This is a genomic window from Vibrio sp. Vb1554, assembly GCF_033344235.1.
In genome coordinates this window covers 1-13,674 of sequence record NZ_JAWPOJ010000041.1, presented here as the reverse complement: position 1 = coordinate 13,674, position 13,674 = coordinate 1, and the positions used below count along the sequence as shown (strand labels likewise).

Here is a 13,674-nt window from a genome sequence, read left to right as displayed (position 1 = left end):
TTCCTGATCTTTAATTAAATGACCCGCTGAACATAGTCGAGAATTGTCAATAAATTGTGAGGGAGATCGCGCAAAAACCGCAAATGGAACGCTATGTGGCAAGAGTTCTCAAGGGTGAGATAAAAGGCTGAGGGGGGAGTGCTAAATCTTGAGTTTGCTTTGATTACTGCCTCGGAGAGAAACAACCGAGGTACTAACTTTAAACGTGTGGTCTAGAGTCGCATTACGTCAATTGTTCTAATTCAGTGATGTTGTCGAGTGCTTCTTGATTGGTCTTGCCGCATACAATCGGACACGGTTTAAAATCGTGACAGACTTTAGGGCGTTCAGGCTTACCAAATAGCTTGCACAAATTGTCGTCGTTGAGTTGCACACAACGAACACCTGCAGGTTTGCCCTTGGGCATTCCAGGTATTGGTGAAGAGATACTTGGCGCAATACAGCACGCTCCACATCCTAATCGACAATCCATAATGTAAACCTCTTAAAAATTAAGGGGGCAATTATGGTCATTTTGACGTGGATTGGAAGAGTGAAGAAAGAAAAAAATAAAAGGGCGCGCTTAACATTACGCTCCCTTTTTGGTTTTTTGCTTTTAAATCATCGTGATTATTTTAAGAAACGGTTATAAACAAACAACAGAATAAATGCGCCTAGTGTTGCGGTAATGATACTACCAATGTTGACGCCAGTTGCTCCGCCGAAACCGAGAATGCCGCCAAGGAAGCCACCTACAAATGCCCCTGCAATACCAAGTAACATTGTTGCAATCCAACCGCCCCCATCTTTTCCTGGCATGAGCCATTTAGCAAGTGCGCCGGCGATTAAGCCCAAAATAATCCAAGAAATAATACCCATGAAAACTCCTTAATGCCTTCTTGATCAATTGAGTAATGGAAACTTGTTTAAGGATAGAACAGTAAAACGAAAGTAGTTGAATATCTCCACCGTTATGTGGGAAGGATGCAAGATCTTCTCAAAACTTGAACTTTTGCGTTGAGAAGAGTATAAATCGCCCCCTAAATTCCCTTGGTGAGACCTGAAGTATGAGCACTCCATTTTGGCAAAGTAAATCGTTAGAGCAGATGACAGAAGAGGAATGGGAATCTCTCTGTGATGGTTGTGGCAAATGTTGTTTGCATAAGCTTATGGATGAAGATACCGATGAAATCTACTATACCAATGTGGCTTGTAGCTGGCTGAACAGTAAAACGTGTTCATGTAAGGATTACCCAAACCGTTTCACTTCGGGTGAAGAGTGCACCAAGCTGACCCGAGAAGACATCGACGATTTTACTTGGCTGCCACACACGTGCGCTTACCGTCTGTTGGCTGAAAAGCAGCCTTTACCAGAATGGCATCCGCTGATTACAGGCTCTAAGTCCGCAATGCATGCGGCAGGGGAAAGTGTCCGTAACAAAGTTGTTTACGAGATTGATGTGGTGGATTGGGAAGACCATATTTTAAATCATCCCAACCGTCCTTAGTCGAATAAAAACAAGCCTTTCATTGATTAAATGAAAGGCTTGTTTGCTATTGGGGCTCCCAACTTTGACGTCTCGCTAACGAAATGCTGCTCAGTTTATTATTTAGTGTTGTAAACTTAGGAGTATGATTTCAACGCTTTACACTTCTATTCCTGATTGTTTTGATCAGGATTGTTTCCTATGAGGTAAACATGACGTTTCATTTCCCCCAGAAACTGCGCCTGACATCTTGGGTGACATTATTCGCACTTGCCGTCATTATGTTCTCCCCAATGGCTGTTCATGCGACTGCTACTGACGATATCCAAGAGCCTTCTGCTGCCGAAATCTCGATTGACAACTTGAACCGAGAGATTGTGGATTTATCCCAAAGCCTCTCGCAAGCGAGTGGCGACGAGCGTGATGCCCTTCAACTGCAACTATTCCAAAAGAATGAAGAATTAAGAAGCCAGTTAGCGTCAGCGATTGAACGTGAAACTATCCCTCGTGACAAATTGATCTCCTTGGTTAAAAAACAAGAACAATACTCTGAGGACGCCACAAACTATCTGTCGGAAAAAATAAAGAAAGTCGTTGAAGATTTAAATAAAGCCAAGGATGAAGAGAAACTTGCTCTTGTTAATGATTACCGAGAGTTACAGCATTACCTCGATGTCAGCTTCGATTCAAGCTGGCAAAACCTTGCTTGGCTGAAAGAGTTAGGGGCTCAAAATGAGCGCGCAGAAGCGGAACTAAAGGATAAAGTTGATAAACGCATGCGTTTGCTGTCTGCCTCAATTGAGTACTTGAGTCAGCAAAGTGAGATCGTCGGCTCTCAACTTTCGTCAAGCCCTGAATCGGAAAAAGCGTCACTGCAGTTAAGTCAGCTTATTACTAAGCAAAGACTGAATATTGCGACGGAAAGCCTACGCAATTTAATTTCGATTGGCGATAAAGTCGGTTTAGAAATGTCCGAATACAAACGCCAAATTTTCGAAGTGACAGGGAATATCACCCACGATTTACTGAATACTAAAGTTGTGTGGTCAATACTGAGCCACTGGTCCAACTCGGCACTGGATTGGTTTGCCGAGAATGCACCGCAGCATATCTTCCAGTTGTTTGTTTTTGCGCTGATTTTATTGATCGCTCGCGGACTGGCTAAGTTAACGCGCAAAGTGGTCCGTAAGGCAGTTGCATCGAAAAACTTAAAACTTTCCCACTTGATGCAGGACTTCTTTATCTCGATGTCCGGCAAATTCGTGTGGGTGATCGGTATCATGGTGGGCTTATCTCAGCTTGGCTTGAACCTAGCGCCAATCCTAACCGGTTTCGGTATTGCTGGTGTGATTATTGGTTTCGCGTTGCAAGACACGTTATCCAACTTCGCGGCGGGTATGATGCTGCTTATTTATCGACCATTTGATGTTGGTGATTTTGTGTATGCTGGCGGTGTGGATGGCAAGGTAAGCCATATGAGTTTGGTGAACACCACAATCCGTACGTTTGATAACCAAATTATTATTGTTCCTAACAGCAAAATCTGGGGAGATGTTATTAAGAACGTCACGCATGAACGCATTCGCCGCGTGGATATGGTGTTTGGCATTGGCTATGCGGATGACCTCTTAAAAGCGGAGTCAGTATTGTCTGATATCATTACCTCTCACCCTTCGGTACTTCGCACTCCAGAGCCAATGATCAAAGTTCATACATTAAATACGTCTTCTGTAGATTTTATTGTGCGCCCTTGGGTAAAAACGGATGATTACTGGGATGTATACTGGGATGTGACTAAAGAAGTGAAACTACGCTTCGACCGAGAAGGTATTTCGATTCCTTTCCCACAACAAGATGTGCATTTGCATATGGTGGAGAAGCAGGACGCTTAATCACAGGTCCAGGTCCCAACAAGTGAAAGGCACTTTAGGCAGAGTGCCTTTTTTGATCTTCGGTTAGCGTTATTGTTACAGTTCGTCGAAGAACACCAGTTTCGGCTCGCATTCTAACAAGTTGTCGATCTGGCTAATCAAAAGAGCAAAGTGTTCTGTTTTACCATGAAGCTCAAATGCTTGTTGGTCTTTAAATTGCTCCTGAAAAACGAAGTGGCATGCATTGTCTTTATCTTGGAACAATTGATAACGAACGCAACCTTCTTCATTGCGAGTAGGTTCAAGCGCTTGGGTAAGTACCTCTTTCAACTCTTGTTCTTTTCCCGGTTGTGCATGAAAGGTAGCCGTCAAGTGAATCATAATGTTTACTCTTTTTGTTATAGGTAACGCCCTTGGCGTTGCAGGAACTCAATTTTGTAACCATCAGGGTCGGTTACAAAAAAGAACGTTGCTAAATGCTTTTGTTGATGGTCAAAGGCTTTGATGTCACCAGTTTCAATGCCGAGAGATTTAATGCGTTTGTGGGCTTGTTCAATGTCCTCCACGCTGACGGCAAGGTGGCCGTAACCTGAGCCGTGAGTGTAGGGCTCACTTTGGTCGTGATTGTGCGTCAGTTCCAATTCAAAGCCAGTTTCTTGGTTGGCTAGATAGGTTAGAGAAAAGCCATCAAAGATGTATTGATCAGCGACTTCTAGTTCAAGTACGTCACAGTAAAATTGTAGAGAGCGGTCCAGATCACTTACTCGGATCATGGTGTGAATCATTTTTGTCATGGGTACTCCTTGATAGTCCGCATAGGTTAGCGATTTCAAAAGGAGTCTGGGTAGTACTCTAGTACGACAAATTAGAAGATGCTCAAGGGTTTATAATACGGATGCATAGCCTAGGATGGTTATTGCTCGGTTGGTTGCTATTAACTGTTAAGTTGCGCAAGTGCTTGACGAGTGGTCTCTTGAGGTTGGCGGGCGTAAGTGAGGCAAGCGCATCGAAGTAAGGAGGCAAAGTTGTTCACTTCACCATTGTATTCGAGTGCTTCTTGATAAACAGTGCTTATGAATTTAGGAACCGTCATGTTTTGAGCACTAGCGATTTCCTCAAGAATTGTCCAAAAGCTCGCTTCAAGTTTTACACTGGTCGCGTGACCATCAATACGGATAGAGCGGGTGATGAACTGATAGTTGTCTTGGGGTTGCTTAGCAAAGATTTCGCACATTTTCTTTATTCATATAGTTAAAGACCCATAATTATTGTGGTGTACGATTTAAAACGTCAACTGTTTTCATGCATAAAAAAACGCTCCCTTGCGAGAGCGTTGAAACATCACGAGTTGTGAAGTAAGTGCAAGTTGATTATTTAATTTGTTGCTTTAAGTACTCGCCTAGTTGCGAGTGGTGCATGATTTTTGATACTGGAAGGATAGTTTCTGTAGGTCCCCAAGCAAATACGTTGACAGGAGTATGCGTATGAGTACCCGTCCCCCATACTGTGTTTTGCTTTGTTGCATGCTCACGCGCTAGCAAGTTGCCACGGTCGTTGTAAGGAAAGAAAGCATCAAAGTCATTGATTGTCGGTACGTTCTCTTCGCTTAAGTATTTGTGTCCAGCGAGTCGGTATGGATTTGGTTTACTTGCTAATACGCGTTCTGCTTGTTCAGGCGTAATAGAAAAATCGCTATTTGCGTTCACGACTTCCGCAAACTTCTCTGGAGTTTGCTCTTTCTTATCAAGCGCTTGGAATTCACTGATCATGCCGTAGTAACTTTTCTTTTGGTTGTATAAACCATCGAGGATCTCGAACTGACCAAAGTTGAAGTTTGGCGCGTAATCCTGATTTTTGAATGCTTCGCCGTCGCGTTTTTGTGGTTTAGGCAAGTTTGCTGATGAGTAGCTAAAGCCAAAAGAGCCGGTTTCGTGGTCAGCAGTAACAATGATCAGGGTGTCATCACGGCCTTTTGCCCACTCATAAACTGAGTTTACCGCTTCATCGAATTTAAGCATTTCATGCAGCATCGTACCTGCATCGTTACTGTGGCCAGCCCAGTCAATTTGGCCGCCTTCAACCATCAAGAAAAAACCGTCTTTGTCTTTTGAAAGAATGTCGATTGCTTTGGTGGTCATTTCTTTCAGCGATGGCTGCGTGCGTTTTGGATCGTTTTTGCTTTGACTGTAGGCAATACCATCGTTCATGCCCGAGTAAGCAAAAAGTCCAAGTAATTTGTCACCTTTAGCTTGTGTGAGCATATCGCGGCTGAAAGCCAGGTTGTAACCTTGGTCTTGCGCCTCAGTAAGCAAGTTGCGTTCGTCTTTGCGTTTCGATTTTAGGTAGACATTTCCTTCAGTGAGCTTTTCAAGCTGCTCGTATGTCTCTCCCTTGTCGTTTGTCGACTTTGGAATCCAATGACGAAGTCCACCAGACATCATCACGTCTACGCCTGTTTCGAGCATATCCGCCGCAATACTGTTTTCTAGGGAGCGATGTGGTTGATGAGCGGCAAATGCTGCTGGCGTTGCGTGGGTCATACGCGTATCAGAGACGAGCCCAGTTGCTTTACCTTTACTTTTGGCTTTTTCTAAAATAGTTTCGACATGGTTGCCTTGGCTATCAATGCCAATGACTTCAGAAGCGGTAGGGATTCCTGTCGCTAGCATCGTAGCTGAGCACGCAGAGTCGACGACAATTGCGTCTTCTGGATTGGTCAGTGATGATCCAATCACACCTTCTTGAGCGAGTTTGTATAACGCTGTGCTTTCGCCTTTGTAAACCGAGTTAGGTGCGTGTTTTGCGTAGGTCTCGAGTAAACCAACTTGTTGAGGACCCATGCCGTCGCCGATCATCAAAATGACGTTTTTGATTTCAGCTGAGAGTGCATTGAAAGAGAGGGTAGATGCAGCCACTGCCGTAACGATTGGAGATACTAAGCGCTTCATTATATTTTCCTTGTTTATTGAAAGCGCAGGCATTAAAGCAATGATTTATGAAGGTTTTGTGTCGGTAATAAAAGTTTAACCAAATTGTCGTTTTTGTTTGGTTTTGCAGAAAAAATGAGTCGCTCTCTAACGTTCGTTAGTTTGGAAAGAAGAAAGCCCACAAACGTGGGCTTGGATTACGCTTAGGAGTTGAAAGCATGGACTAAAGTTATCCATTCAGTGCCTTCACAAGAAACCTAGTTTAGGGAGCAATAAATGAGCATGTATTATCGGGCCACAAGAGCGGTCGAATTCACTTACGTTTGCATCATATCGTTCTTTGGCTTATTAAATTATGGGCTGCAGTAAGTGTTTGGTTCAAATAGGATTTGTTGTCGTGACGATTATCAGACTGGTTATCAGACTAATGCCAGTATGATGCCACCAACGGTAAGTGCCGCAGAAAGGTATTGACCCGCAGAATATGAGCCATCCTCTTCTTTCTCGATTTTATCGGGGTGATCCATGCCAAGCGCACCATGTGTGAAAGATTCGACCTTTTCACCAACAGATTTATCTTCTGCTTCTATTTTTTTGCTGTCGTGCTCGATTTGTTGCAGAGCGGCAAGTAGCGCTTTGCCTTCGGTCGAAAGCGTCACCTTATTGTGTTCGACTTTCAGCGGCGAAGCACTAGTTTCTTCTTGTGCAATACTTGCTTGTTTAGAGGCGACAGATTGTTTGGCATAGCTATTAACAGAAGTGCTTCCTACTGGATTCATCGAATACTCCTTGGAACATCGACACTCGGTCACTGAGTGCGGGTAAAAAGCAGTTATATTTTTATCGGCGGCAAAGTTTATTTCTGAAGCTATTTGGATAAAAACAGGTCTGCTTTTGCCGCTTCTAGTTTCTATTGGTGATCATTAGCAAAAAATAGACCAGCAGGAAGCAGACCCTTGTCACTCGATGAACTCGGAGCGGTGTGATGATGCAACGCAACGGCAAGGTAGTAACTTAAATTGAAGACCAGCTACTTACATTGAAGATCGTTATTGCGTTTAGTTAGATGTTGATATGCCGCCATGCGGTGAGCATCTTGTACATACCGTACTGGTGGTGCGAGAACCTCTAACTGATAGTCTGTATTATCAGAAAGCACGTTATCTGTTGGGCTAATTACAACCACTTTTAAGCTCGGGTTGCGGCTTAAGATTGATGCTGCCGTACCCAACCCTTGCTCGGTGTGAAACTTGCCCGCAACATGGACAATCTGAGCGCCTGGGTTGTCGTCTAGATAGCTAACGATAGATTCCGCCATAGTTTCATCCCAAGTAACTTGAGCTGCAAACTGTTTTTCCGTCTGCTCTGGCTTACCGTGATGCATGGATGCCATGAACTTTTCTTTGTACGGACTACTACCAGTGTTGATGGCTTGTGCAATGAACATCCGCTGATCATCATCGAGCTTGTTAATGTAATCTAGCCCTTGTCGACCAATGCATCGAACAATGCTCTTTGGTGCATTTGCTGCAATGACCGGGAGATTTTTCTGCTTAGCAAACTCCACGAGAGGGCGATAGTCGCTTTCATAATTGGGCCAAGCGTTGGCTTGTTTCATTAAGTACTGTTCGCCGATCTCCCCACGTAGGTAAGCGTCAACAACAGGTTGTTTGTCGCGGGTAAATTGTTCCATAGATAACGCGAGTGAGCGGTCGTAGGACGTAAGTTGTTTGAGCATATCGGTTTGAAAGCGATGAACGCCGGCGTGTGTGTGCCATTCACCAATAAGAATGACATCTGCTTGTTGCAGCTCAATTGGCAGTTTGCTTAGAGCGATGTGCTCGCCAGAAGGGGTGTATAGTTGATAGTCGTAAAAACTAGTGACTTCCGCTGAGGTTGCGTGAGAGTTGGTGTGCGTATATGAAGAGCAACCAGTAAGTAAGCCTGCAAAGAGCAAGCTCAAAGTAGAAAAGCGCATTGAAAAGCCTCCAAAAATGTCCGGATGATATTAATGGAGGCTGAGCAATGAATCAATATAAATGATAACTATTTGCGTTTGTTGTTTTTTTTGACTTATTAATTGAGTGTTTTTTTGCGATATACACGCAACATAAAATCAGCCTCACATTGGAAAAGTGTAGCGGATTTCAACTCTTCACGAAGAGCATCGGTTGCTTTCCATGCGAATGGCGTCATTTGCAATAAATCGATTGCGGCTCCGTTTTTCAAGTCCATAACATAGTTAAGATGCTGCTGGTGCTCTAATTCAAACCCTTCAATATGTTCTGGTTCTTCATTGTGAAGACGAACTTCTTGATAAATGCGCTCACGCAGTTGGTATAAGTGGCGGCTAGCAGGAGTAACCGTGACAACAACGCCGTCGTTTTTTACAACGCGCTGCAGCTCCTCAGCTTTACACGGGGCATAAATGCGCAAAATGGCATCTAAGGATTCATTTGCGAAGGGAAGTCGGTGACTAGAAGCCACACTAAAGTTGCAGTGCGTGTAACGCTTCGCCGCGTAACGAATGGCAACTTTCGAAATGTCTAAGCCATAAATCGTGGCATGGTTTGCTTGTGTTTCTATCGTCTTTTGTACTTGATCTGTGTAGTAACCTTCACCACAACCAATATCTAATAATTGATGGGTGCTCCCCTCAGTGTATGTTGCACACAGCTGCGCCACTTCTTGGCGCATTGGGTTGTAGTAATCTCCTTCAAGGAATCGACGACGAGCTTGCATCATCTCTTTGTTGTCACCAGGATCTTTAGAACGTTTGTGGTGCGCTGGCATCAAGTTAACGTAGCCTTCTTTTGCTAAGTCAAACTGATGATTGTTTTCGCACTTAAACGTTTTTTCATTTAACGCTAGAGCTTGGTGGCATAGAGGGCATTGATAGTTCATGACGATCTCGAACAGAAAGTAGGGCGGCAAATTCTATCAAAAAGCGTGGTATCAAGTGAAACAAAAAGAGCCGACTGGGTCGGCTCTTATTAAGTATTAGTGGAAGAAGTCGACTTGCTCTTTCAAGTTTCGTGCTTGTTGTTGAAGTTCAATGGCACTTTGCGAGGTTTTTGCGCTCGTGTTGCGGCTTTCTCGGTTAAGTTCACTGATAGAATGGGCATTTGCTGCAATTTCTTGTGAAACTTGAGCTTGTTCTTCTGAAGTCGCTGCAATGGCGTCGGCTTGAGAGGCTATCGACTGCACTTGTACTGCGATGGCTTCTAATGCTGTGCCCGCGTCTTGTGCTTTGTCCAAGACCTGGTTTGCACTGCGTTGGCTGTCTGTCATCATACTAACTGCATTATGAGTCGACCCTTTTAGTTTCTCGATAATTTCCACGACATCTTGAACTGAGCTTTGGGTTCGGTGCGCAAGTGTGCGCACTTCATCTGCTACAACAGCGAAGCCACGGCCTTGCTCACCTGCTCGTGCTGCTTCAATGGCGGCATTCAAGGCAAGTAAATTGGTTTGCTCAGCAATTTCATCAATCATTTTAGTGACGGTTTGAATACTCTCGCTATCGCGATTTACTTGCTCGATAGCCGTTGCTGATTGATCCAATTGATCGTTAAGTTGAGCAACGTCGATACATACGCCTTCAACAATCGCGAGACCAGACTGGCTATCGGTATTTGCTGAGCGTACGTTTTCCGCAATGCTTTCGACTTGTTGTGCGACAGATTGAGCGGAAGAGGCCATTTCTTCAATCGCTGTCACAACTTGCTCGACTTCTTGTTGTTGTCGGTCGGCTTGGGTCAAATTGTTATGGGCATCGTTGGCAACGCTGGTGGAGTTGCTCTCCACTAAGTCGCTTGTTGAACGGATCTTACCAACGAGTTCATTGAGCTGACTTGCCATACTGGCGACACCCGAGCTCAGGTTCGTAATTTCATTCTTTGATGCTTTACGAGACGCTGGGATGCTCAAGCTGACTTCGCCGCCCGCTAAGCGAGTCATGTATGAGTTTAGAGTCGTGAGAGGTTGTAAGCTGCGATTCAAGAAAAGCGTCAGTACAACAAAAGTAATGATTGCCGCTACCGAAGAAATGATGGCAATGAGTGTGAGAAGCGTGTCGCTACCTTTTGTAACTTCTTTGATAAACGTACCGCCTAGCAGTTTCCAGTTCCAACCTGGAACCTCTGTGTAGACAAGATACTTTTCGCCTACGTTACCTTGGTACTCGAAAGGGTAGCGAATTAATCCACTAGATTGTTCGAAAATCTGACCAAAAGGCTTGTGACCATTGTAGTCGGCGACTTCTAGTATTGACGAATCTGAGCCGCTTTTTGCTGGATGAAGTAGGTATTTACCAAGATTTTTTTCGTCGTTATCAACGATAATGGTGTAACCAGTGTCGCCCCATTTTATCTCTTCGAGTGCATCGAACAAGGTTTGTGTCGCTTGGTCTACTGGTAAGCCAATAAACGATAGGCCTGCTACCTTTCCTGTTGCATCTTTGATTGGGGCATAGTAGGTAATGTAGCGCTCGCCATACAATTTAATTTGAGCGTAATACGGTTGTCCTGCTTTAAGTTGCTGATAACCAGGATGGTTGATGCCTAGCGTGGTTCCGACCGCTCGTTGACCTTGCGGATCTTCTAGGGAGGTGGACACCCGAATAAAGTCGTCACCCAATGGTGCGAATAGCGTTGCTATAGCGCCGGTATCACGTGTGAAACTGTCGACCAACTTGGTGTCATTAATTAAGCTTTCACTGTATTGAGTGATGTTTGGTACTTCATGTCCCATGAAGTCAACCGTGTAATTTTCGACATAGACACCGGCAAGGTAGCCATTGCGAAAAGTAGATTCGAGGACTTTAGCGGTGTGCAGGTAAGCATCGAATTGGCCAGCAATGGTTTTTGCCATTGATTCTACTTTAGATTGGTGTTCTTTCAGTGTGCTTTCCAATAGAACATCGGAAGCGTTGCGGTAAACAAGCGCGGCAATACTGCTGAAAGCAATGAATAGACACAAAGTGATCACCAGTTTCAACTGGAATCCGACACTTTGATTTCGGTATCTCTCTAACATAGACTAATTCCTGATATTTTTATTATTTATGAGTTTTGTATCGGTATGCTATCGGTTTATATGATCAATTTTTTTGATATTTATTAATGAAACCGTCAAAAGTGACCAGTAACCAATAAGTTAGTAAAGATAGGACCATCTAAGCAGAGCTTTTATTACAAAAAAAGCCGGGTATCCCCGGCCTTTATATGGTGATTCTTACTGCGCTGAAATGACAGTGACAAGTTCATGTGTCTCACCTGGTTGGAGCGTTTGACCTTGCTCAATACTTGGTGCATGAACAGCAGACTCCACACACAACATGGTTTGATAACCATCGTCAGCCATGTCACCCATGCTTTGCGCACCTTCTGCCCAAGGGTTCCATAATACTGCTGAGTTGTGGCCTTGGTTGTGTACGCTTAGCGTACGATCCAATACCGGGTCTTTTACCAAAATTTTCGCTTCTGGTTGCGTGTAAACGCGATCAATGGTGTCAGTTAGTTGTAGAACATTACCACCTTGGCATACCGCATCAGCTTTCAAGCTATCAATGTACTCGGCACCCATGCCTGTCGTTTGTGCTTGCTTAATGTCTCCAACGTTTAGGTAAGTATGTAATGCGCCAGAGAAGGTCCAAGCCTCGTCATCAATGTTCATGACTTTGAGCGTCACTTTTAGCTCATCGCCCACTTCAATCACCAAACGAGCGTCAAACATATGGGGCCAAATATCGTGGATTTCTTCTGTCGGGAACAGAGCAAGTTCAACAATCACACCGTTATGGTTCTCACGATGTTCAACCAACTCCCATTCTGCGGTGCGGGCAAAGCCGTGAGCTGGAGCAGCAATACGCCCAAACCAAGGCCAACAAACCGGAATACCACCGCGAAGAGCAGCTTTACCATCGAAGACAGCTTTTTCGCTCATCCAGATCAGATCTTCTTGACCTTCAGGCGTGAACGACACGACATGACCACCGTATAGCGAGATGCCTGCCGTTGCTTTGTCATGAATCACGCGGACGATTTTTATCTGATCAACTTCAACGATAGTGACGTTATCAGATAGCACCGTTAGGGCTGGGAGAGTTTTTAAATCCATGTGTAGTTTCCTATCGCTGGGGGAGAGCTTTTAGACGCGCTTCGCACATTAAATGCAACATCGAGCCTGCATTCTCTCAAATTCCAGATACAAAAAAGGCGACTCTAGAGCCGCCTTTTCTTTAACGAAGTTATTCGCTAATTGCTAACTTTCTAATTACTTAGAGATGTGAGCGATTAGGTCTAGAACTTTGTTTGAGTAACCGATTTCGTTGTCGTACCAAGATACAACTTTAACGAATTTGTCAGTTAGTGCGATACCAGCTTTAGCATCGAATACTGAAGTGCAAACTTCGCCGATGAAGTCTTGAGATACAACTGCATCTTCAGTGTAGCCTAGAACGCCTTTTAGTTCGCCTTCAGAAGCTTCTTTCATCGCTTTACAGATGTCTTCGTAAGAAGCACCGTTAACTAGGTTAACAGTTAGGTCAACTACAGAAACGTTAGCAGTTGGTACGCGGAAAGCCATACCAGTTAGTTTGCCGTTTACTTCTGGAAGTACAACGCCTACAGCTTTAGCAGCACCAGTTGAAGATGGGATGATGTTTTGAGAAGCACCACGACCACCGCGCCAGTCTTTAGCAGAAGGACCATCTACAGTTTTTTGAGTTGCTGTAGTTGCGTGAACTGTAGTCATAAGACCAGATTCGATACCGAACTTGTCGTTAAGAACTTTAGCGATAGGCGCTAGACAGTTAGTAGTACAAGAAGCGTTAGAAACGATGTCTTGACCAGCGTAAGTGTCGAAGTTTACGCCGTTAACGAACATTGGAGTAGCGTCTTTAGAAGGACCAGTTAGTACAACTTTTTTCGCGCCAGCAGTGATGTGCTTACGTGCAGTCTCGTCAGTTAGGAAAAGACCAGTTGCTTCAGCTACAACGTCAACACCGATTTCGTCCCATTTTAGGTCTTCAGGGTTGCGCTCTGCAGTAACACGTACAGTTTTACCGTTAACGATTAGGTTACCGCCTTCAACTTCAACAGTACCGTTGAAACGGCCGTGAGTTGAGTCATACTTAAGCATGTATGCCATGTAATCTACATCGATAAGGTCGTTAATACCTACTACTTCGATGTCGTTGCGCTCTTGCGCTGCACGGAATACGAAACGACCGATACGGCCAAAACCGTTAATACCTACTTTGATAGTCATTATAGTTGCTCCACAACTTAATTTCTGATTAAAGATAACTGGTAGTAAAATTACAGAATCCAGTAAACATCTGCAAGTGATAATCGGACTTAACTTGTTTAAAGTCAAAAAAAAGCGACGCTTTTTTTAACAATTCTT

14 protein-coding genes are annotated in these 13,674 nt (G+C 44.2%); 2 read left to right on the top strand and 12 right to left on the bottom strand.

Features of this window, described 5'->3' with window-relative positions; all coding sequences use genetic code 11:
• Window positions 1–223: 223 nt before the first annotated feature.
• Together R8N28_RS21790 and R8N28_RS21785 are read right to left on the bottom strand one after the other, a co-directional pair.
• Window positions 224–472: a YkgJ family cysteine cluster protein gene (locus R8N28_RS21790; protein ID WP_065767476.1), complete on the bottom strand. Its 249-nt coding sequence runs from the start codon at window positions 470–472 to the stop codon at window positions 224–226.
• Window positions 473–609: 137 nt separating this feature from the next.
• On the bottom strand, window positions 610–858 hold the full coding sequence (locus R8N28_RS21785) for a GlsB/YeaQ/YmgE family stress response membrane protein (protein WP_005380625.1): 249 nt from the start codon (window positions 856–858) through the stop codon (window positions 610–612).
• Window positions 859–1,046: 188 nt separating this feature from the next.
• Here R8N28_RS21785 and R8N28_RS21780 point away from each other — a divergent pair, with 188 nt between their 5' ends.
• Both R8N28_RS21780 and R8N28_RS21775 read left to right on the top strand, forming a co-directional pair.
• Entirely contained in the window at window positions 1,047–1,487 is a 441-nt protein-coding gene (locus R8N28_RS21780) for a YcgN family cysteine cluster protein (protein WP_005384948.1), read from the top strand.
• Window positions 1,488–1,678: 191 nt separating this feature from the next.
• A complete protein-coding gene (locus tag R8N28_RS21775) occupies window positions 1,679–3,358 on the top strand; it encodes a mechanosensitive ion channel family protein (protein WP_318183432.1) in 1,680 nt (559 codons plus the stop codon).
• Between the two features lie 75 nt (window positions 3,359–3,433).
• On the opposite strand, the gene R8N28_RS21770 is transcribed toward R8N28_RS21775, so the two are convergent.
• The 10 genes from R8N28_RS21770 to gap all read right to left on the bottom strand — a co-directional run bounded on the left by R8N28_RS21770 (window position 3,434) and on the right by gap (window position 13,536).
• Window positions 3,434–3,718, bottom strand: coding sequence for a putative quinol monooxygenase (locus R8N28_RS21770; RefSeq protein WP_065274732.1), 285 nt, complete (start codon window positions 3,716–3,718; stop codon window positions 3,434–3,436).
• A gap of 17 nt (window positions 3,719–3,735) precedes the next feature.
• The gene (locus tag R8N28_RS21765; RefSeq protein WP_005380685.1) at window positions 3,736–4,131 is read right to left on the bottom strand and encodes a VOC family protein; all 396 of its coding nucleotides are present in this window, start codon (window positions 4,129–4,131) and stop codon (window positions 3,736–3,738) included.
• 140 nt (window positions 4,132–4,271) lie between these two features.
• A complete protein-coding gene (locus R8N28_RS21760; protein WP_005384938.1) occupies window positions 4,272–4,571 on the bottom strand; it encodes a ribbon-helix-helix domain-containing protein in 300 nt (99 codons plus the stop codon).
• 136 nt (window positions 4,572–4,707) lie between these two features.
• Complete coding sequence (locus tag R8N28_RS21755) at window positions 4,708–6,285, bottom strand: alkaline phosphatase (protein ID WP_065274731.1); 1,578 nt, start codon at window positions 6,283–6,285, stop codon at window positions 4,708–4,710.
• 398 nt (window positions 6,286–6,683) lie between these two features.
• The gene (locus R8N28_RS21750) at window positions 6,684–7,043 is read right to left on the bottom strand and encodes a hypothetical protein (protein ID WP_005380688.1); all 360 of its coding nucleotides are present in this window, start codon (window positions 7,041–7,043) and stop codon (window positions 6,684–6,686) included.
• Between the two features lie 251 nt (window positions 7,044–7,294).
• Window positions 7,295–8,242 (bottom strand): ChaN family lipoprotein, encoded by a 948-nt coding sequence (locus tag R8N28_RS21745; RefSeq protein ID WP_054701560.1) that lies wholly within the window; start codon window positions 8,240–8,242, stop codon window positions 7,295–7,297.
• Window positions 8,243–8,340: 98 nt separating this feature from the next.
• A complete protein-coding gene (gene rlmA / locus R8N28_RS21740; protein WP_005380691.1) occupies window positions 8,341–9,168 on the bottom strand; it encodes a 23S rRNA (guanine(745)-N(1))-methyltransferase in 828 nt (275 codons plus the stop codon).
• Window positions 9,169–9,264: 96 nt separating this feature from the next.
• Complete coding sequence (locus R8N28_RS21735) at window positions 9,265–11,301, bottom strand: methyl-accepting chemotaxis protein (RefSeq protein ID WP_065274730.1); 2,037 nt, start codon at window positions 11,299–11,301, stop codon at window positions 9,265–9,267.
• A gap of 198 nt (window positions 11,302–11,499) precedes the next feature.
• Window positions 11,500–12,384: a D-hexose-6-phosphate mutarotase gene (locus R8N28_RS21730; protein WP_017635820.1), complete on the bottom strand. Its 885-nt coding sequence runs from the start codon at window positions 12,382–12,384 to the stop codon at window positions 11,500–11,502.
• A gap of 156 nt (window positions 12,385–12,540) precedes the next feature.
• Window positions 12,541–13,536, bottom strand: a complete 996-nt coding sequence (gene gap / locus R8N28_RS21725; protein WP_005380697.1) for a type I glyceraldehyde-3-phosphate dehydrogenase — start codon at window positions 13,534–13,536, stop codon at window positions 12,541–12,543.
• Window positions 13,537–13,674: the final 138 nt, after the last annotated feature.

Bases quoted from the DNA above. Each gene is read 5' to 3' on its own strand.
- R8N28_RS21790 (WP_065767476.1), bottom strand. From the start codon at position 472: ATGGATTGTCGATTAGGATGTGGAGCGTGCTGTATTGCGCCAAGTATC.
- R8N28_RS21785 (WP_005380625.1), bottom strand. From the start codon at position 858: ATGGGTATTATTTCTTGGATTATTTTGGGCTTAATCGCCGGCGCACTT.
- R8N28_RS21780 (WP_005384948.1), top strand. From the start codon at position 1,047: ATGAGCACTCCATTTTGGCAAAGTAAATCGTTAGAGCAGATGACAGAA.
- R8N28_RS21775 (WP_318183432.1), top strand. From the start codon at position 1,679: ATGACGTTTCATTTCCCCCAGAAACTGCGCCTGACATCTTGGGTGACA.
- R8N28_RS21770 (WP_065274732.1), bottom strand. From the start codon at position 3,718: ATGATTCACTTGACGGCTACCTTTCATGCACAACCGGGAAAAGAACAA.
- R8N28_RS21765 (WP_005380685.1), bottom strand. From the start codon at position 4,131: ATGACAAAAATGATTCACACCATGATCCGAGTAAGTGATCTGGACCGC.
- R8N28_RS21760 (WP_005384938.1), bottom strand. From the start codon at position 4,571: ATGTGCGAAATCTTTGCTAAGCAACCCCAAGACAACTATCAGTTCATC.
- R8N28_RS21755 (WP_065274731.1), bottom strand. From the start codon at position 6,285: ATGAAGCGCTTAGTATCTCCAATCGTTACGGCAGTGGCTGCATCTACC.
- R8N28_RS21750 (WP_005380688.1), bottom strand. From the start codon at position 7,043: ATGAATCCAGTAGGAAGCACTTCTGTTAATAGCTATGCCAAACAATCT.
- R8N28_RS21745 (WP_054701560.1), bottom strand. From the start codon at position 8,242: ATGCGCTTTTCTACTTTGAGCTTGCTCTTTGCAGGCTTACTTACTGGT.
- rlmA (WP_005380691.1), bottom strand. From the start codon at position 9,168: ATGAACTATCAATGCCCTCTATGCCACCAAGCTCTAGCGTTAAATGAA.
- R8N28_RS21735 (WP_065274730.1), bottom strand. From the start codon at position 11,301: ATGTTAGAGAGATACCGAAATCAAAGTGTCGGATTCCAGTTGAAACTG.
- R8N28_RS21730 (WP_017635820.1), bottom strand. From the start codon at position 12,384: ATGGATTTAAAAACTCTCCCAGCCCTAACGGTGCTATCTGATAACGTC.
- gap (WP_005380697.1), bottom strand. From the start codon at position 13,536: ATGACTATCAAAGTAGGTATTAACGGTTTTGGCCGTATCGGTCGTTTC.